The sequence below is a fragment of the Bradyrhizobium sp. SOJA106 genome, assembly GCF_059448745.1.
The window spans coordinates 8,094,171-8,112,642 of the sequence record NZ_CM182549.1 but is presented as its reverse complement, the minus strand read 5'-3'; the positions used below and the strand labels follow the sequence as shown (position 1 = coordinate 8,112,642).

At 65.6% G+C, this 18,472-nt stretch carries 18 protein-coding genes and 2 pseudogenes; 7 read left to right on the top strand and 13 right to left on the bottom strand.

What is annotated here, in order from left to right:
- Positions 1–131: 131 nt before the first annotated feature.
- Positions 132–554: a cupin domain-containing protein gene (locus AC5V87_RS38335; protein WP_495369552.1), complete on the bottom strand. Its 423-nt coding sequence runs from the start codon at positions 552–554 to the stop codon at positions 132–134.
- Positions 555–577: 23 nt separating this feature from the next.
- Positions 578–1,345: a hydroxyacylglutathione hydrolase gene (gene gloB / locus AC5V87_RS38330; RefSeq protein ID WP_495369551.1), complete on the bottom strand. Its 768-nt coding sequence runs from the start codon at positions 1,343–1,345 to the stop codon at positions 578–580.
- 108 nt (positions 1,346–1,453) lie between these two features.
- On the opposite strand from gloB, the gene AC5V87_RS38325 reads away from it, so the two are divergent.
- A complete protein-coding gene (locus tag AC5V87_RS38325) occupies positions 1,454–2,200 on the top strand; it encodes a methyltransferase domain-containing protein (protein ID WP_456842008.1) in 747 nt (248 codons plus the stop codon).
- Positions 2,201–2,311: 111 nt separating this feature from the next.
- On the opposite strand, the gene AC5V87_RS38320 is transcribed toward AC5V87_RS38325, so the two are convergent.
- Both AC5V87_RS38320 and prmC read right to left on the bottom strand, forming a co-directional pair.
- Positions 2,312–3,079, bottom strand: coding sequence for a DUF4167 domain-containing protein (locus AC5V87_RS38320; RefSeq protein WP_495369550.1), 768 nt, complete (start codon positions 3,077–3,079; stop codon positions 2,312–2,314).
- Between the two features lie 464 nt (positions 3,080–3,543).
- Positions 3,544–4,434, bottom strand: coding sequence for a peptide chain release factor N(5)-glutamine methyltransferase (prmC, locus tag AC5V87_RS38315; protein ID WP_495369549.1), 891 nt, complete (start codon positions 4,432–4,434; stop codon positions 3,544–3,546).
- Positions 4,435–4,551: 117 nt separating this feature from the next.
- On the opposite strand from prmC, the gene AC5V87_RS38310 reads away from it, so the two are divergent.
- Positions 4,552–5,028, top strand: coding sequence for a MarR family winged helix-turn-helix transcriptional regulator (locus AC5V87_RS38310; protein ID WP_456843506.1), 477 nt, complete (start codon positions 4,552–4,554; stop codon positions 5,026–5,028).
- A gap of 9 nt (positions 5,029–5,037) precedes the next feature.
- Here AC5V87_RS38310 and prfA read toward each other — a convergent pair whose 3' ends face one another.
- From prfA to AC5V87_RS38295, 3 genes and pseudogenes are all read right to left on the bottom strand, one after another.
- Positions 5,038–6,123 (bottom strand): peptide chain release factor 1, encoded by a 1,086-nt coding sequence (prfA, locus tag AC5V87_RS38305; RefSeq protein WP_495369548.1) that lies wholly within the window; start codon positions 6,121–6,123, stop codon positions 5,038–5,040.
- A 60-nt stretch (positions 6,124–6,183) separates the two neighbouring features.
- The gene (gene ptsP, locus AC5V87_RS38300; RefSeq protein WP_456842012.1) at positions 6,184–8,451 is read right to left on the bottom strand and encodes a phosphoenolpyruvate--protein phosphotransferase; all 2,268 of its coding nucleotides are present in this window, start codon (positions 8,449–8,451) and stop codon (positions 6,184–6,186) included.
- Between the two features lie 348 nt (positions 8,452–8,799).
- Positions 8,800–10,055 (bottom strand): annotated as a pseudogene (locus AC5V87_RS38295) (aspartate kinase).
- 150 nt (positions 10,056–10,205) lie between these two features.
- Here AC5V87_RS38295 and AC5V87_RS38290 point away from each other — a divergent pair.
- From AC5V87_RS38290 to AC5V87_RS38280, 3 genes are all read left to right on the top strand, one after another.
- Positions 10,206–10,673, top strand: coding sequence for a PH domain-containing protein (locus AC5V87_RS38290; RefSeq protein WP_456842014.1), 468 nt, complete (start codon positions 10,206–10,208; stop codon positions 10,671–10,673).
- A 14-nt stretch (positions 10,674–10,687) separates the two neighbouring features.
- Positions 10,688–11,461, top strand: coding sequence for a bifunctional 2-polyprenyl-6-hydroxyphenol methylase/3-demethylubiquinol 3-O-methyltransferase UbiG (gene ubiG, locus AC5V87_RS38285; RefSeq protein ID WP_495369547.1), 774 nt, complete (start codon positions 10,688–10,690; stop codon positions 11,459–11,461).
- Positions 11,462–11,643: 182 nt separating this feature from the next.
- Positions 11,644–12,543 carry an EamA family transporter gene (locus tag AC5V87_RS38280; RefSeq protein WP_456842016.1) on the top strand — a complete coding sequence of 300 codons (900 nt, stop codon included), beginning with the start codon at positions 11,644–11,646 and terminating at the stop codon, positions 12,541–12,543.
- 118 nt (positions 12,544–12,661) lie between these two features.
- On the opposite strand, the gene AC5V87_RS38275 is transcribed toward AC5V87_RS38280, so the two are convergent.
- From AC5V87_RS38275 to AC5V87_RS38260, 4 genes are read right to left on the bottom strand one after another with little or no spacing between them, the layout of a single operon-like run.
- On the bottom strand, positions 12,662–13,141 hold the full coding sequence (locus AC5V87_RS38275) for a DUF1178 family protein (protein WP_456842017.1): 480 nt from the start codon (positions 13,139–13,141) through the stop codon (positions 12,662–12,664).
- On the bottom strand, positions 13,138–14,016 hold the full coding sequence (locus AC5V87_RS38270; protein ID WP_456842018.1) for a carbon-nitrogen hydrolase family protein: 879 nt from the start codon (positions 14,014–14,016) through the stop codon (positions 13,138–13,140). The genes AC5V87_RS38275 and AC5V87_RS38270 overlap by 4 nt, the downstream gene beginning before the upstream one ends.
- On the bottom strand, positions 14,013–14,288 hold the full coding sequence (gene grxC, locus AC5V87_RS38265; RefSeq protein WP_456843507.1) for a glutaredoxin 3: 276 nt from the start codon (positions 14,286–14,288) through the stop codon (positions 14,013–14,015). Before grxC ends, AC5V87_RS38270 begins: the two co-directional genes overlap by 4 nt.
- A gap of 34 nt (positions 14,289–14,322) precedes the next feature.
- Positions 14,323–15,132 (bottom strand): ComF family protein, encoded by an 810-nt coding sequence (locus tag AC5V87_RS38260; RefSeq protein ID WP_495369546.1) that lies wholly within the window; start codon positions 15,130–15,132, stop codon positions 14,323–14,325.
- Positions 15,133–15,331: 199 nt separating this feature from the next.
- Here AC5V87_RS38260 and AC5V87_RS38255 point away from each other — a divergent pair, with 199 nt between their 5' ends.
- On the top strand, positions 15,332–16,210 hold the full coding sequence (locus tag AC5V87_RS38255; protein WP_495369545.1) for a methyltransferase domain-containing protein: 879 nt from the start codon (positions 15,332–15,334) through the stop codon (positions 16,208–16,210).
- A 126-nt stretch (positions 16,211–16,336) separates the two neighbouring features.
- On the opposite strand, the gene AC5V87_RS38250 is transcribed toward AC5V87_RS38255, so the two are convergent.
- The gene (locus AC5V87_RS38250) at positions 16,337–16,747 is read right to left on the bottom strand and encodes a (deoxy)nucleoside triphosphate pyrophosphohydrolase (protein ID WP_495369544.1); all 411 of its coding nucleotides are present in this window, start codon (positions 16,745–16,747) and stop codon (positions 16,337–16,339) included.
- A gap of 104 nt (positions 16,748–16,851) precedes the next feature.
- On the opposite strand from AC5V87_RS38250, the pseudogene AC5V87_RS38245 reads away from it, so the two are divergent.
- Positions 16,852–17,090 (top strand): annotated as a pseudogene (locus tag AC5V87_RS38245) (pilus assembly protein); the annotation flags it as partial.
- A 117-nt stretch (positions 17,091–17,207) separates the two neighbouring features.
- On the opposite strand, the gene argJ reads toward AC5V87_RS38245, so the two are convergent.
- A complete protein-coding gene (argJ, locus tag AC5V87_RS38240) occupies positions 17,208–18,449 on the bottom strand; it encodes a bifunctional glutamate N-acetyltransferase/amino-acid acetyltransferase ArgJ (protein WP_456842022.1) in 1,242 nt (413 codons plus the stop codon).
- Positions 18,450–18,472 lie beyond the last annotated feature (23 nt).

The window sequence follows — 18,472 nt, the reverse complement described above, 5'->3', positions numbered from 1 at the left end:
TCGTTCCGGGGCGCGCGAAGCGCGAGCCCGGAATCCATCTGTCCGCGTCAATGAAGGTGAAATGGATTCTCAGATGCGCAATTGCGCATCATAGCTCGCCGCCGCGCGGCGCCCCGGATGACAGTAGGTGGCTACGGCTCCCAGCCCGTCGGCGCGAGCTCGAATTTCGCGAATTCGAACGCGGGCGCCACCGTGCAGCCGACCAGCGTCCATTCGCCGGTGCTCTCCGCCATCTGCCAGGCATCAGCCGGCACGATTGCCTGCGGCCGCTCGCCGCTCACGAGATCCGTGCCGAGGCGCACCTCGTGCTGCGAGCAGCCCTCATGCGCGATGCGCAGCATCAAGGGGCTGCCGGCATAGTAATGCCAAATCTCGACTGCATCGATGCGATGCCAGTGCGAGCGCTCGCCGCGCGCAAGCAGGAAGTAGATGAGGGTCGAGCGCGAACGGCCATTGGCATCCGTGTCCTGGTCGCGAAACGTCTCGCGATAATGCCCGCCCTCGGGATGCGGGCGGAGTTCGAGGCGTGCGATGATCTCGGCTGCGGTCGGCATCGATCCAGTCAGGGCTTGCGTGTTCAGGACTTGTTTTTGCGCTCGCGCAACTCGCCGAACACCGCGGCGGCATCCGCGCCCTTCATGTGTAGCTTGGCTGCGACCTCGGGCGCATCAGCCCGCAGGAACACGTTTGCTCGCTTCTCATCACCAAGCAGTGAGGGAATTGTCGGCTTGTTCTCGGCACGCAGCTTCGCCACCTCCGCCGCGCGCGCCTGGAGCGCCGCGTTGTCGGGCTCGACGGTGAGGGCGAATTTGACGTTGGAAGTGGTGTATTCGTGGCCGCAATAGAGCTTGAAATCGTCGGGCAGGGCCCGCAGCTTCAACAGCGAATCCCACATCATCGGATAGGTGCCCTCGAACACGCGGCCGCAGCCGATCGAGAACAGCGTGTCGGCGGCGAACACCGTCTTCTCGTTGTCGAACACGTAGGAGATGTGGTCGAGAGTGTGGCCGGGCGTCTCCACGACGCGCGCCAGCAGATTGCCGACCTTGACCACGTCGGCGTTGGCGACACGCAGATCGACATTCGCAATCTTCGTCGTCTTGTCGTGCGGCGCGACGACGCGGCAATTGTATTTCTGCTTGAGTTCGGCGACGCCGCCGACATGATCGCCATGATGATGGGTGATCAGGATGTCGGTGAGCTGCCAGCCCTCGCGCTCCAGCGCCGCAAGGATGGGGCCGGCCTCCGGCGCGTCGATCGACGCGGTTGCCTTGGTTTCCGTATCGTGGATCAGATAACCGAAATTGTCGTTTAAACAGTTGAAAGTACGAATTTCGGCGGCCATGACATCTCCATCGCGCTCAGCCCCGCCAGACAAATATGGCGTTAACGTTGCGCAGGCAATGCAATATTCCGCGCGCGGCAGCGCCCTTCTGCATGTTACATTGCCGTCATGAGCATGGATGTCGTCGATCTTCGCGAGTTCTATTCCCGCCGCCTCGGGATCGTGGCGCGGCAAATGATCAATCGCGGCATCAGGGAGCGCTGGCCGAATGCCAAGGGACAGCGCGTGCTCGGGATCGGCTATCCGACGCCCTATCTCGGGCTGTTTCGCGAGGATGCCGAGCGCTGCATCGCCTTCATGCCGGCGGCCCAGGGCGTGCTGAAGTGGCCCACGGGGCGGCCCGCGCTGGCCTCGCTGGTGGATGAATTCACCCTGCCGCTGCCCGAGGCCGCGGTCGATCGCATCCTGCTGGTCCACGCGCTGGAGATGTCGGACGATCCGGCTGCGCTGCTCCGCGAAGTGTGGCGGGTGCTGTCGCCGTCTGGGCGCGTCATCGCGGTGATCCCGAACCGGCGCGGTGTGTGGACCCGCACCGACAACACGCCGTTCGGCCACGGCCGGCCGTATTCGCGCTCGCAAATCACCGAACTGCTGCGCCAGACCTGGTTCACACCGACCGCCTGGGGCGAGGCGCTGTTCATGCCGCCCTATGCCGGCGGCTGGGTGCTGAAATCGGCGCAGATGTGGGAGCGTGCCGGCGCGGCGCTGTCGCTGCCCTTTGCCGGCGTGCATATCGTCGAAGCTACCAAGCAGGTCTACCGCGCGATCCCCGCCAAGCGCGAGCGGGCACGCCTCATTCCCGCGCTGACCAAGCCGGTGCTGGTGCCTTCCTCCACGACGGTGACGCGCACTTGAATTCACCTCCCCAGAGGTGATCCGGCCCTCACCGCTTCAGCCAACGCGCACCGTCAAAAACAAATCGTCCCGGCGAGCCGGGACGATTCTCATTCAGATTTTCGGAAAAGCTTACTCGCCGGGCGCGAGATCATCGCTCGGGCCGGCGGGAGCAGCCTCGCGCTCGGGGCGCGGGCCATGCGGCCGGCGCCGGCGGCGCGGATAGCGCTCGCCGCCACCGCCGCCCTCAAAGCCGCCCTGGCCGCCATTCACCTGCGGCTGTGCGCCGGTGATGAAGGAGGGCAGGCGGTCGACGCTGCCGGCATCGGCGATGACGGGCTGCGGCTGGTTCGCAGGTTGCGGCTGCGGCTGATATTGCGGTTGCGGGCGATGATCGCGTTCGCGGTGCTCGCGCGGCTGCTGGTTGTCGCGCTGATAGGGCTGCTGGTTGTCGCGGCTCTGGTGATCGCGCTGGTGATGATCGCGCTGGCCTTCGCGCATGTAGGGCTGCTGCAGTGGCGGCTGCGGGACGAAGCCTGGCTCCTGGCCGAAATTCGAGAAATTCTCGCCGTCGTCCTCGCCGTCCTCGCTGGTGCTGATCGGCTCGTCGCCGCGCGGCTGCTGCTGGTTCTGGCGGAACTGTTCCTGGGCCGCCGCGATCAGGCGGAAATAATGCTCGGCATGCTGATAGTAGTTCTCGGCTGCAACGGGGTCGCCGGAGGAGCGCGCGTCGCGCGCGAGCTGGAGATACTTTTCAGCGATGTGCGAGGCCGTGCCGCGGATCTTGATGTCGGGTCCGTTGGACTCGTAGACCCGGGTCATCGGGTTCTGGCCGCGCCGGTTGTTGTTGTTATTGTTGTTGCGGTTGCGCATCCGCTGCTTGTTCTGACCGTTTCTCATGTCCTGCCTTTAATTCCAGCCCTAAAGGTTGCACGCATTACCGATTGCTAGGAGTGACCTGCTGACAGTGGTTCAGACGTCTCGCGCGCGCCGCGCGCAAGAGCGGATCGAACCCTGCCGATGTTCGTCGACCGTCGCGTTCAACAAAGACGCGTTCCCCACTCGCCAGCATCCATCGCCAGCGAACCCATTCATTTCGCCTGCCGAAACAAGCCCAGCTTTCTTGCGTAAGTCTTCAAGCGCAATATCTGGCTTTCGTTCACGTTGCGGTCGGAGAGCAGCGCAGCTCCACTGGCGATCGCGCTCAACAGGACCTGCGGCTTGGAACCTATAATCAGTAACGCTCTCGCCCGAGAGCCCCGGCTTTCGCCCGTAGGTCTACGGGGCCGGCACCGATGTGTTGAGCGGAACGTAGTCGTTCCCAAGGGATATTCCAAGAGCTTTTTGCTGGCCAATCGGGCTTTTTATGGGGGCATTTTTCGGGCCGATACGGCTCGGAGAACGCCTCCCAGGTCGGCCTTGGGTGGCCTGTCCACCGATAACGCCGCGGCCCCCATCAAGGTTTCAATATTCCGGGCCTGACCCTGACCGGCCTCGACGATCACCGCCCCGCCTGCGGCAAGGCGCTCGGCCGCCTGCGGGATCAAGGCGCGGTAGGCATCATAACCGTCATTGCCGCCGTCGAGCGCCAGATGCGGATCGTGCTCGCGCACTTCGATGCTCAACTTCGGAATTTCAGCCGAGGGAATATAGGGTGGGTTCGACACGATGAGGTCGAACGGGCCTTGAAGCGCCGCCGCGTAGGAGCAGGCGACGAAGGCGGCGCGGCCGGACAGGCCGAGTGCCGCGGCATTATCCCGCGCGGTGTGGAGCGCGGTCAGGCTGACATCGGTGCCGACGCCGAACGCCTCCGGAATCTCGTGCAGCAAAGCGAGCAGGATGGCGCCGGATCCCGTGCCGATGTCGGCGATTCGCGGGCGTCGCCCCGAACCCCTGAACTCGCGAAAAATCTCGAGCGCCAGCTCGACCACAGTCTCTGTGTCCGGCCGCGGCACCAGCGTTGCCTCCGACAGTCGGAACGGCAGGCCCCAGAACTCCCGCGTGCCGAGAATGCGGGCGACCGGCTCATGCGCGAGCCTGCGCTGCGCATAGGCTTCGAGCCGCGCGATCTCGTCTTGCGTCAGCCCTCGCGCCGCCTGCGTCACCATCGCGGTGAGATCGAGCTCCACTGCGGCGCCGACGAGCAGGCGGGCGTCGAGACCGGGCTCCTCGATGCCCGCCGCTTGCAGTCGTGCGGCAAGCGCGCGCCGTGCGCTCTCGATGCTGTGTCTGGAATCTGTCGCCAATGGAACCATCCTGCCTGGCATCGTGGATAGATCGGCGGACTTGCTTGCGTCAACGGAAAGGAGCGCGTTTGATCGCGCCGCGTGCCGAGGGAGGCATCCATGGCGGCCTATGACGATCAGAACGGCATGGTTCAGGCGAAGAAGGCGCAACGCTCGACGGCGGCGAAGCCTGCACGGTCTTCAAGCAACCGGACGATGCGCGACTCCGATTACACGGCGCTGGCGCAATTCCGCTATCAGCTTCGAACCTTCCTGGCCTTCAGCGAAGCCGCGGCCCAGAACGCGGGATTGACGGCGCAGCAGCACCAGGCGCTGCTGGCGATCAAGGGATTGGCTGAGTCCGACGGCGCCAGCGTCGGCGATATCGCGCGCTTTCTCCTGATCCGGCACCACACCGCAGTGGAGCTGGTGGATCGGATGGCGAAGCTGAAGCTGATTGGCCGGCAAGCCGATCCCGAGGACGCGCGTCGCGTCCTGGTCAAGCTGACGGCCAAAGGCGAGCAGAAGCTGCGATCGCTCTCGCGCATTCATCTGGACGAGCTGAGCGTCGCCGCGCCCGCTTTGGGCAAGATCCTGCGCTCGTTCCAGGCCAAAGCGCGCTGAGGCGCGAGCTTATGCCGCAGCGCCTTGCGCCGCGAGCTGTGCGGCCTGGTGCTCGGTCGTCAGCGCGTCGATCAATTCGCCGAGCGCTTCGCCCGCAATCACCTGCGGCAGCTTGTAGAGCGTCAGGTTGATGCGGTGGTCGGTGACGCGGCCTTGCGGGAAGTTGTAGGTGCGGATGCGCTCGGAGCGGTCGCCGGAGCCGACCTTCTCCTTGCGCTCGGCCGAGCGCGCGGCATCGACACGCTGGCGCTCGGCATCGTAGATGCGCGAGCGCAGGATGTTCATGGCCGAGGCGCGGTTCTTGTGCTGCGACCGCGAGTCCTGCATCATCACCACGATGCCGGTCGGGATGTGGGTGATGCGGATCGCCGATTCCGTCTTGTTGACGTGCTGGCCGCCCGCGCCTTGCGCGCGCATGGTCTCGATGCGCAGGTCCTCGTTCTTGATGTCGACATCGACATCCTCGACCTCCGGCAGAACCGCGACCGTTGCCGCCGAGGTGTGGATGCGCCCTTGCGTCTCGGTGTCGGGCACGCGCTGCACCCGGTGCACGCCGGATTCGAATTTGAGCTTGGAGAAGGCGCCGCGGCCCTGCACCTCCGCGATGATTTCCTTGTAGCCGCCGACAGTGCCTTCGCTCGCCGAGATCACCTCGACCTTCCAACCCTGCAAGCTGGCGAAGCGCTCGTACATGCGGAACAGATCGCCGGCGAACAGCGAGGCCTCGTCGCCGCCGGTGCCGGCGCGGATTTCCAGCACGACGTTGCGCTCGTCCATGGCGTCCTTGGGCAGCAGCGCCACGCGGATCTTCTGGACCAGCTCATCGATCCTCGGCGTCAGCTCGTCGCGCTCGGCTTCGGCCATGCTGCGCATTTCGGCATCGGTTGCGGGGTCGGCGATCAGCGCCTCGGTGTCGGCGAGCTCTTTGACTGCAGACCGATAGGCCTTCACGGCCACGACCAGCGGCGTGATCTCGGCGAGCTCGCGGGTGATCTGGACATAGCGGTCGGAGGCGAGCTGGCCGAGCGATTCAGCCTCGAGCGAAGCATGATGCGCGAGCAGGACGTCCAGTTTGGCTTCAGGGAGTGACGACATCGGTTCAGTCTCAAATGGCGGAAAGCGGCGGGCGGGCGGCGGAAAGCGGCGACAGGCCCGCTACAAGGCCAGGCCTTCGGCCTCGGCAAATTCCGTCAGCTTCTGCCGGATCGAGACGCTGCCCGCAGGCGCGTCGACGAGCGGGCCGAGCACCGCTTCGGCCTTCTTCGCGTCGAGATCGAGCACCATCGCCTTGACCGGGCCGAGCGCGGTCGCCGAGAGCGACAGCGAGCGATAGCCGAGCGCGATCAGCGCCAGCGCGCCGATCGGCTTGGAGGCCATCTCGCCGCAGAGCGAGAGCGACTTCTTCGCCTCGTTCGCCTTGCGCGCGATCTCGCGAAGCGCGCGCAGGATCGGCGCCGACATGGTGTCGAAGCGCTCGGATACCTTGGCATTGCCGCGGTCGACCGCGAACAGGAACTGGAACAGATCGTTGGAGCCGACCGAGATGAAGTCCACCTTCTTCAGCAGCTCGTCGAGCTGGTAGAGTAGCGCGGGCACCTCGACCATGGTGCCGATGTCGATTCTTTCAGGCAGCGTGTGGCCGTGCTGGCGCAGATAAGTGAGCTCGCGCTCGACCAGCGCCTTGGCGGCGTCGAATTCGGCAACCTCCGAGATCATCGGGAACATGATGCGCAGCGCGCGGCCGCCGCCCGCGCGCAGCAGCGCACGGATCTGGCCGCGGAGCAGGCCGGGACGATCAAGCCCAAGCCGGATCGCGCGCCAGCCGAGCGCGGGATTTTCCTCGATCACCGCTTCCATATAGGGCAGCGCCTTGTCGCCGCCGATGTCGAGGGTGCGGAAGGTGACAGGCTTGGTGCCGGCCGCATCCAGCACGGTCCGATAGAGCGCGAGCTGGTCGCTGGTGCGCGGCAGGCTCTGGCCCACCATGAACTGGAGCTCGGTGCGGAACAGGCCGATGCCGGCGCTGCCGGTATCCTCGATATGCGGCAGGTCGATCGCAAGACCTGCATTGATCATCAGCTCGACCTTCTGCCCGTCCTTGGTGACGCAGGGACGATCGCGCAGCGCCAGATATTGTGCCTGGCGGCGGGCGCGGAAGCGCACGCGCTCGGCAAAGGCAGCCTCGATCTCCTGCGACGGACGCACATAGATCGACCCAGACGTGCCGTCGACGATGATGGGATCGCCGGGATCGGCTATACCCGGCGCATTCGGCACCTCGCCGACGGCGGGAATGCCGAGCGCGCGCGCCACGATCGAGACGTGGGAGTTGGCGGTGCCTTCCTCCAGCACGATGCCGCGCAGCCGCTTGCGGTCGTAGTCGAGCAGCGCGGCGGGACCCATCGCGCGCGCGATGACGATGGCGTTGTCGGGCAGTTGTTCGCGCGAGGGCGCGTGGTCCTGGCCGACCAGCTGCCGCATCAGGCGGTAGCCGAGGTCCTCGAGATCATGCAGCCGGTCGCGCAAATACGGATCGGTCGAGCGCAGCATGCGCGCGCGGGTGTCGGACTGCACGCGCTCGACGGCGGCTTCCGCAGTGAGGCCGGTCGCGACCGCCTCGTGCAGCTTGTGCGACCAGCCCTGGTCGTTGGCGAACATGCGGTAGGCTTCCAGCACCTCGCGGTGCTCGCCTCCTTCCGCGACGTCGCCGCGCTCCAGCATGCGGTCGAGATCGGCGCGCAGCTTGGCAAGCGCAGTGTCGAGCCGCTTGATTTCCTTCGGCAGGTCTTCGGCGATGTAATCCTTGATCACGACGCGCGGCTCGTGCAGCACGACATGGCCGAGCGCGATACCCTCCGACAGGATGGCGCCGACCTTCTGCGCGGAATGGCGCGCCGCAGGCTCCATGCCCGGCGGGGCGAGTGCGGACAGCTCGCCGGAGGCGATCAGCTCCGCCAGCACCATCGCGGTGGTCTGAAGCGCCTCGAGCTCCTCCTCGACATAGTTGCGCTTGGCGCGGTTCTGCACGACGAGCACGCCGAGCGTGTTGCCGGCCCGCAGGATCGGCACGCCGAGGAACGAGTGATAGATTTCTTCGCCGGTCTCGGGGCGGAACGAGAAGGCCGGGTGGCTCTGCGCATCGCTCAGGTTGAGCGGGGTCGCCTCGCTGGCGACGAGGCCGACCAGACCCTCATGGGCGCTGAGCACGGTGTGGTGCACCGCCTCGCGGTTGAGGCCTTCGGTGGCGTAGAGCTCGAGCGTGTTGTCGATGCGCAGCACATACACCGAGCACACCTCGGCCACCATATTGGCGGCGATCAGCACCACGATCTTGTCCAGCCGCTCCTGGGCCGAGACCTGCTCCGCCATGGTTTCGCGGAGCCGTCTCAACAAGACGCGGGGACCTCCCGACGCGCTCCGCATGAACCGTCAATCTCCTCCGTCTGCCGGGCCCGGCGGTGTCGGCCGGCGGCTGGCCTAAAATTCCAGAAAAACAACCAAATTGTTTGTCCGGCGCTGGCGCAAGCCCTCGCTTGCACCGAATCAGCAGCCTGAACTGGGACCCAGTCTGCGGCAGCCCACCCTGTTCGCCGTATAGCGAATTGACGCTTGTTTTGCCAAGCAAAACGCCTGCCAAACGCGAAGGTGTGTACACCCTCGCGTTTGCTGCGACCGCTAAGAGAAAATTAGCCTAAGCACGGTCCGGAAAAGTGCGAAGCGGCTTTCCGGACCATGCTTAAACGACATTCTGACGCGCGACGAGGTGGCGCTTCAGGTCTGATCGAGGCCGTAGAGCGTGTGCAGGGTGCGCACCGCAAGCTCGGTGTACGCCGTGTCGATCAAGACCGAGAATTTGATCTCGGAGGTTGTGATGGCCCGGATGTTGATATTCCGGCCCGCAAGGGCCGAGAACGCCTGGGCGGCGACACCGGCATGGCTGCGCATGCCGCTGCCGATCACCGAGATCTTTGCGACGTCGGTAGCTGTATCCAGCCGTGCATAACCGATCTTGGCCCTAGCGGCGGTGATGGTGTCCTTGGCGCGGGTGTAGTCGGCGGCCGGCACCGTGAAGGTGAGATCGGTGGTCTTGCCGTCTTCGGACACGTTCTGCACGATCATGTCGACATTGATGTTGGCTTCCGCCAGCGGACCAAAGATCGAGGCGGCAACGCCCGGCTTGTCCTCGATCTGGCGCACCGAGATCTGGGCCTCGTCCTTCGAGAAGGCGATGCCGGTGACGACGTGGCTTTCCATGATCTCCTCCTCGCTGCAGATCAGCGTGCCGGGCGGCTGGTTGGCATGCGGGTCGATATCCTCTGGCTTGTCGAAGCTCGAGCGGACGAAGATCGGCATGTTGTGGACCATGCCGAGTTCCACCGAGCGGACCTGGAGCACTTTGGCGCCCTGGGACGCCAGTTCCAGCATGTCCTCGAATGCGATCTTGTCGAGTTTTTGGCCTTCGGCACGATTCGCGGGTCGGTGGTGTAGACGCCGTCGACATCGGTGTAGATGTCGCAGCGGTCGGCCTTGACGGCCGCGGCAACAGCCACCGCCGAGGTGTCGGAGCCGCCGCGGCCGAGCGTGGTGATTCGATTGGTGTCGGGGTTGATGCCCTGGAAGCCGGCGATGACCGCGACCTCCTTGCGCTCCTGGAAGCGCTTGATGATCTCGCCGCCGTCGATGTCCTCGATCCGGGCCGAGGCATGGGCGTCGCTGGTCTTGATCGGGATCTGCCAGCCCTGCCATGAGCGGGCCTGGATGCCCATGCTCTGCAGCACGATGGCAAGCAGGCCCGACGTCACCTGCTCGCCGGACGCGACCACGGCGTCGTATTCGCGCGCGTCGTGCATTGGCGAGGCCTCGGAGCACCAGGCCACCAGCTCGTTGGTCTTGCCGGACATCGCCGAGACGACCACCGCGACCTCATGGCCGGCGTCGACCTCACGCTTCACATGGCGCGCGACGTTGCGGATACGTTCGATGTTGGCGACGGACGTGCCGCCGAATTTCATCACGAGGCGGCTCATGACGACGCGTGCATTCCTTCATAAGGATCAGTATGGTGACCCGCGCTGGACGGATGCCAGGGGATACCGACCGCGCGTATACAGAGGGGCGGGGCCGGGGGCAAGCGGGTTCCTGCGGGGGCCAATCCGGACAATGGGTTAACCGAGGTCATGGCGCGCTATATTGACGAAATCCTGCAGCCCGGCGAGCGGGTGCTGTATTCGACCAACGCGCACTGGATCTTCTATTTTCCGGCGATTGTGGCCTGGGTCGTGGCCTTGGGCCTGCTGATCCTGTCGCGGCAGACCGCGAGCGACGGGCTCGTGATCCTCTGTCTCATCGCTGCGGGCGTGGTGGCCTTGGCGGCCCTGTTCTGGACCGTGAAGGGCTGGTTCCACCGCTTCACCACCGAGACCGACGTCACCAATCTCAGGGTTGTGCACAAGACCGGGTTCATCAAGCGCCGCACCTTTGAAATGGCGCTGGATAAGGTCGAGAGTGTCGACGTTGATCAGACCATTCTTGGACGAATTCTCAACTACGGCGACGTGACCATTCGCGGCGTCGGCGAGGGGATCGAGACGATCAAAACCATCGCCTCGCCGCTCGCCTTCCGTAGTTCGATCACCACGCGGTAGGACCGCGCGTAACCATGAGCATGCAGCAAAATACTTCCGCCACCGCAGCCGCCCAGCCCGGCTCGACCGTCGACGCCGCCGAGATCGCGAAATTCTCAAAACTCTCCGCCGAGTGGTGGGACCCCAAGGGCAAGATGGCGCCGCTGCACCGGATCAACCCACTGCGGCTCGGCTATATCCGCGACGCCGCCTGCCGCAAGTTCGAGCGCAATGTGCGCAGCCTCAACTGCCTCGGGTCCTTGCGCGTGCTCGACATCGGCTGCGGCGCCGGCCTGTTATGCGAACCGCTGGCGCGTCTCGGCGCGCAGGTCATCGGCATCGATCCGTCGGCGAGCAACATTGCGGCTGCCAAGCTGCATGCCGACAAGAGCCACCTTGCGATCGACTATCGCTGCACCACGGTCGAGGAGATCGACCCGCGCGAGCGCTTCGACATCGTGCTGGCGATGGAGGTGATCGAGCACGTCGTCGATGTCGGCGTTTTCCTCAAGCGCTGCGCCGCGATGCTGAAGCCGAACGGGTTGATGGTGGTCTCGACCCTGAACCGGAACTGGAAGAGCTTCGCGCTGGCCATCGTCGGCGCCGAATATGTCCTGCGCTGGCTGCCGCGCGGCACCCACGAATGGAATAAGTTCGTCACGCCGGACGAGCTGACCAAATATCTCCTCGACAACCGCCTCGTCATCACCGAGCAGACCGGCGTCGTCTACTCCCCCTTCGCCGACAAATGGTCCCTCTCCTCGGACATGGACGTGAACTACATGGTGGTGGCGGAAGGCATGGTGTGAGGTCGTGAATAGGACCCGTGCTGTCGCTTCCTGGGCGGTGTCGTCGCTGCGAACGCAGTGCGTGCGCAGGGACGACAGTGTGTTTGTTGCGAGAGCATCGCTCCCATGACATCCCCGCGGTTGACCGCATGCGTCCCAGCTTGCAGGTTGGCCCCACACTTCCTGTATTAGCCACCCCCCCAATGCTCGCCGTCACCAGCCTCTGGATTCCCTTCACGATCATCGCTGCGCTCGGGCAGGTCGCGCGCAATGCGATGCAAAGGTCGCTGACGAAGCCGCTGGGGACATGGGGCGCGACCAACATCCGCTTCCTGTTCGGCTTCCCGTTCTCGCTGCTGTTCCTGGGCGTGGTGCTGATCATCACCGGCGATCACCTCGGCATGCCGCCGTCCGCGTTCTGGCCGTGGCTCCTGCTTGGCGCACTCAGCCAGATCGTTGCCACCGGATTGATGCTGCTCGCGATGAACGATCGCTCCTTCGTGGTGACGACGGCCTACCTGAAGACCGAGGCGATCCAGACCGCGATCTTCGGCTTCGTCTTCCTCGGCGATCGCCTGACCTGGCTGAAGGTGCTGGCGATCGTGATCGCGACGGTCGGCGTCGTCATCACGGCGCTCCGGCCCGGCGGCGAGAAGAGTTTTGCGGAGCTGAAGCCGACGATCACCGGCCTCGTCGCCGCGGCGGCGTTCGCGCTCTCTGCGGTCGGTTTTCGTGGCGCCATCATCACCGTGCCCAACGTATCGTTCGTGACGGCGTCGTCGTGCACGCTGGTGCTCGGGCTGTTCGTGCAGACGCTGATCCTGACGATCTATCTGCTCTGGCGTGCGCCAAAGGTGCTGCAATCGATCCTGGGGCTATGGAAGCCGTCGCTGCTCGCCGGCTTCATGGGCGCCTTCGCCTCGCAATTCTGGTTTCTCGCGTTTGCGCTGACGGCCGCTGCCAATGTCCGCACGCTTGCGCTGATCGAGGTGCTGTTCGCGCAAGGCGTAGCCTACTACTCGTTCAAGCAGCCGATCGCACCGCGCGAGATATTCGGTATCCTGCTGATCGTAGGGGGCGTTGCGCTGCTGGTGGGCGTGTAACTGGCCGTCATTCCGGGACGCCCGAAGGGGGAACCCGGAATCTCGAGATCCCCCGATGCGCAATTGCGCATCTGGGGTCTGGTCCTTCGGACCATCCCGGGATGACGCGCTTCGTGCGTCAGTTCCTGTCTTCCGGCAGCGTCGGCAGCGGCGAGACCTCGATGCCTTCGTCGATCAACGACTTCGCCTCTTCCGGCGAGGCCTCGCCGTAGATCGGGCGGTGCTCCTTGTCGCCGTAATGCATGGCGCGGGCTTCATTCGCAAAGCGCTCGCCGACATTGTCGGCGTTCTTGACGATATGGTCGCGCAGCTCTTTCAGCTTGGCGCGCAGCTCGCGCTCCTGGGCCATCAGCAGCGATGTCGGTCCTGACGGAGTAGCCTCGGGCGTGGCGGCAGCCACGGGTTCCGGCGGGGCTGCACGGCCGCGGCCCTTCTTGCCGACGATGCGCGGGGCCATGATCGCCTTGTCGACCTTGGCCGAGCCGCAGATCGGGCAGGTCACGAGCTTGCGCTTCACCTGGGAATCATAGGCCGAAGAACTCTGGAACCAGCTTTCGAAGTCGTGGCCGCGGTCGCAGTGCAGTGCGTAGCGGATCATGCCGATCCCCGCACGAGGTGCAGGTGATCCGGCCCCGCCTTGGGATCGGTGACGCCAAAGCGGCGGCCGTGCTGGAGCGAGGGGATCGCGCGGCGGGCGGTCTCGACCCTGGCCGGGTCGATCTTCGCCATGATGATGCCGGGCTCGACATCGCCCTCAGCGAGGATCTCGCCCCAGGGATCGACGATCAGCGAATGGCCGTAGGTCTCGCGCTTGTTCTCATGCAGGCCGGCCTGCGCAGCGGCGAAGATGAAGCAGCCGGTCTCGATCGCGCGCGCGCGCAGCAGCACGTGCCAATGCGCTTCCCCGGTTTTGCGGGTGAAGGCCGATGGTACCGTGATGAAATGGGCGCCGCTCTCGGCGAGCGCACGGTAAAGCGCGGGGAACCGCACGTCGTAGCAGATCGTCAAGCCAACGCGGCCCCACGGCAGATCGGAGATCACGGCGGTCTCGCCCGGCTGGTAATTGGCGGATTCGCGATAGCTCTCGCCGTCCGGCAGCTCGATGTCGAACATGTGGATCTTGTCGTAGCTCGCGAGCACGTTGCCCTCGGGCCCGATCAGGAACGAGCGGTTGACCGCTTTCTCCGGCGAGAAGCGCAGCGCCAGCGAGCCGACATGGATGTGAATCCCGAGCTCTGCCGCGAGCGCGCGGTAGGCCCTCAGCGAGGTGTCGTTCTCCTCGGTCTGCAGGTGTTCGAACAGCGCCTTGCGGTTCAGCTGCATCATGTTGCTGACTTCGGGCGTCTGCACGTAGTCGGCGCCATTGGCCGCCGCCTGCCGGATCAGCTTGGTGGCCTGTTCGAGGCTCGGTCCGGGCATCAGGCCGGTGCGCATCTGCACCATCGCGGCGGTGAAGGTCCTGTTATCACTCATGAGACGGCCTTCACGCTCTCGAGCAGGCCGTCGAGCTTGCCCTCGCGATCGAGCGCGTAGAGCTCGTCGCAGCCTCCGACATGGGTTCCGCCGATCCAGATCTGCGGGAAAGTCGAGCCCTCGCCGGCGCGGTCGTACATCTCCTGGCGCCAGGACGGGTTCTTGGCGACATCGAATTCCGCGAAGGTCGCCTTCTTGCGGGTCAGCAGGGACCTCGCGGCGGAACAATAGCCGCAACCCGGCCTGGTGTAGATCTCGACAGCAACGGTCATCTCGTCCAGCGCTTTCATGTCAGAATTCATTGAATTATATGGGACGGGGGGCGCTCTCGACAACCCGGGCGAAGACCAGCACGTCGACCTGGGCCGCCTTGGCGCGGAGCAGGGCCCGCGCACAGGCGTCCAGCGTCGCACCCGTGGTCAGGACGTCGTCGATCAGGATGATGCGGCGGCCCTGGATTTCGGCCCGATGGTCAGGGGATACCTGAAATGCGCCCTGCACATTGGTGGTGCGCTGGGCCCGCGACAGGCCGATCTGCTGCTCGGTGGCACGCACCCGGCGCAGCACCTCAGCCTTCATTTTCACCCCGCTCTGCCGCTCGATGATGCGCGCCAGCGCGCCGGACTGGTTGTAGCGGCGGCGCCAGGCGCGCCGCCAATGCAGGGGCACCGGCACCAGCATGTCGGCCTCAGCGAGCAGTTCGCCGCCCGCGCGCGCCATCCAGCGGCCCATGGCCGGAGCCAGATCGGTGCGGTCCTGGTATTTCAGCGCGTGCACCAGGGTTCGGGCGACGTCGTCATAGCGCACGGCGGCGCGCGCCCGCTGGTAGGCCGGCGGGTTCGCGATGGCCTCCATCGACAGCATCTCGGGGCCGGGGTCATAGACGAAGGGAATGCCGAGGCGGGGACAATAGGGCCGTTCGATGAACGACAGCCTCGCCCAGCAGGCCGCGCAGACGCCCTCACCGTCGACCGGCTCGCGGCAGGAGACGCACAGCGTCGGCAGCGCGATGTCGAGCGCGAGCCGGGCCGCCCGCGCCAGCACGGTGCGGCCAGCCGACCATGCGGTTCGCAGCGGCGCGGCGATGGAACGGGAAGGGGCACTTTCGGCTTCCATGAGAGGAGGCTAGCGTTCAGCTGGACCGTGCTCAAGCCGCTCTCTCGCGCCCCGGACGCAGCGCGCCGCGCCACTTCGGCAGCGCGCTGCAGAGCCGGGGCCCATCCCACCGCATCATACGACGTTGCCTTTGGGGTCCCGGCTCTGCGCAGCAGCGCTAAGAGCGCTGCAGCGCGTCCGGGACACGAGAATGATTGCCATGGCCAGCGTGATCGGCGTAACCAGCGACATGGCCCAGACCCCGCAAACCCCACCCGCTCTGTTCGATCGCGCCTTGCTGCATGCGCGGCAGCGGCGGGCACAGGCGCAAGGCGGCGTCACATTCCTGCTCGATCGTGTTGCCGAGGACATGTCCGACCGGCTGACCGCAGTGATGCGCGAGTTTCACGCCCCCGTCGATCTCTGGACACCCGGTGAGGGGCTGGCGGGGCTGCGGGCGCGGCTTCCTTCCATCGAGCGGATTGCGCTCGATGCGGCGGGCTCGGAGAAATTACCCTTCGCGCCGGAAAGCCTCGATCTCGTGGTCTCGGCGCTGGCGCTGCAATTCGTCAACGATCTGCCGGGCGTGCTGGCGCAAATCCGCCGCGCGCTGAAGCCGGACGGGCTGCTGCTCGCCGCGATGATCGGGGGCGACAGCCTGACCGAGCTGCGGCAGGCCTTGGCTGCCGCCGAAGCGGAATGCGAGGGCGGCGTGTCGCCGCGCGTGGCGCCGTTCGCGGACTTGCGCGACATCGGCGCGCTGTTGCAGCGGGTGGGCTTTGCGCTGCCGGTGACCGATGTCGATCGCGTCGTGGTGCGCTATGCCAACGCGTTCGCGCTGATGCAGGACCTGCGCCGCATGGGCGCGGCCAATGTGCTGATCGAGCGCCGCCGCGCGCCGAGCCGGCGAGCCACGCTGCTGCGGATGGCCGAGATCTACGCCGAGCGCTTCGCCGATGCCGACGGCCGCATCCGGGCGACGTTCGACATCATCTGGCTGTCCGGCTGGACCCCGCATGCGAGCCAGCAGCAGCCGCTCAAGCCCGGGTCGGCGAAAGCGAGCCTGGCGGAGGCGGTGAAGAAGGCGGGGGAAAGGTAGGCCGCAGATGCCGTCATTCCGGGGCGGTCCGCAGGACCGAACCCGGAATCTCGAGGTTCCCAGGTGCGCAATTGCGCACCATAGTTCTCGCTTCGCGAGCCCGGGAATGACGATGCAAGGGCATCGTCACATCAGCAAATCGATCAAATGGGGAATCAGCGGAATGTCCGCGGGCGGCATCGGATAGTCGCGCAGACTGTTGGCGCGGACCCAGGCGAGGTTCTGGCCTTCGCGTGCGGTGACCATCCCTTCCCAGCGCCGGCAGATGTAGAGCGGCATCAAGAGGTGAAACGTCTCGTAGCCGTAGCTCGCAAACGTCAGCGGGGCCAGGCACGGCTCGGCCACGGTGATGCCGAGCTCTTCGTGGAGCTCACGGATCAGGCTCTGCTCCGGCCGCTCGCCAGGCTCGAGCTTGCCGCCGGGAAATTCCCAGAGGCCCGCCAGCGCCTTGCCCTCGGGGCGCCGCGCGATCAGGACGCGCTTGTCGGCGTCGACCAGCGCACAGGCCACCACCAATGTCAGCTTGAGATCTGCCATGCCAAAAATACTGCTCGTTGAAGATGATCCGGAGCGTTTCGTTAACTGCGCCGCGGCCGGATTTCCGGGAACCTCATAAGTCATATCTAATCGTCGGTTCCTAGGCCGCGCCGATGAAATATCTGTTCTTCGTCTCGGACGGCGTCGCCGACGAGTACACCGCTGGCTGCGCCAAGCCGACGGCCGCTGCCAGTCGCCAATCGACGTGTCGCTCTGCACCGCCATCAAGCAGAGCTGCGCCTCGCCCGGCCTTTATTTCGAGGTGAGCCCGACCCAAGGCATCTCGGACGCCATGACCGCGCTGTTCAAGAAGGACGTCGCCGACGCGCGGATTTCGGGGTGATGTCAGAGGCGTCATTCCCGGGGGATGCGCCAGCATCCAGCTATGGTGCGCAATCGCGCATCTGAGAATCTCGAGATTCCGGGTTCTCGCTTCGCGTGCCCCGGAATGACGGCTGCCTTACGACCTGTAATCCCCGTTGATCGCCACATACTCCTTGGTCAGGTCGCAGGTCATGACGCGGTCGCGGCCCTTGCCGAGGCCGAGCGAGACCTTGATCGCGATCTCCGGCGCCTTCATCGCTTCCGATACCTGGGCCTCGTCGTAATCGGGGTCGCGCGCGCCGCTCTTGGCGACGCGGATGCCGTTGAAAGAAATGGAAAGCTTGTCGCGATCGGCGGGCTCGCCGGCCTTGCCGACCGCCATCACCACGCGGCCCCAATTGGCGTCCTCGCCGGCGATCGCGGTCTTGACCAGTGGCGAGTTGGCGATCGACATCGCGATCTTGCGCGCCGAGGCCTTGGTCTTGGCGCCTTCGACGGTGATGTCGACCAGCTTGCGCGCGCCTTCGCCGTCACGGGCGACCTGTTCGGACAGGTTGGCAAGGATCTGGTTGAACGCCTTGACGAACGCCTTCAGGCGCGGATCGCTGGCGCGGCTGATCTTGGGCGCGCCCTGCGCAGCGGCAGCACCGGTGGCGAAGGCCAGCAGCGTGTCGGAGGTCGAGGTGTCGCCGTCGATCGTCACGGCGTTAAAGGTGTCCTCGACGCCGGCCTTGAGCAGGGCCTGGAGCGCGGCCGGCGCGATCGGAGCATCGGTGAAGATGAAGGACAGCATCGTCGCCATGTCGGGCGCGATCATGCCGGCGCCCTTGGCCATTCCGTTGATGGTGACCTTGGCCTTGCCGAGCTTGACCGTCGCGGTCGCGACCTTGGGGAAGGTGTCGGTCGTCATGATCGCCTTGGCCGCGGCGAGGTAGTCGCCGGGCTCGGCGGTCTCGGCGAGGCGTCCCAGCACGCCGTCGAACTTGGTTGCGTCCAGCGGCTCGCCGATCACGCCGGTCGAAGCCAGGAAGATCTCGCTTTCGCTGCATCCGACCGCCTTGGCCGCGATCTTGGCGGTCAGTGCGGTGGAGGCTCGGCCGGTCTTGCCGGTGAAGGCATTGGCATTGCCGGAATTGACGACGAGGGCGCGGGCCTTGCCGCCCTTCAGCTTGGCGCGACACCATTCCACCGGCGCCGACGGGCACTTCGACTTGGTGAAGACGCCCGCGACGGCGGTGCCCTTGTCCATCACCGCCAGCAGGACGTCGGTGCGGTTCTTGTAGCGGATGCCGGCCTCGGCCGTCGCAAGACGGACCCCCGCGATCACGGGCAAATCAGGGACGTTCTTCGGGGCGAGGGGAGAGACGGAGGAGGACATCGCGGGGCGCCTTGGTGGGTCTG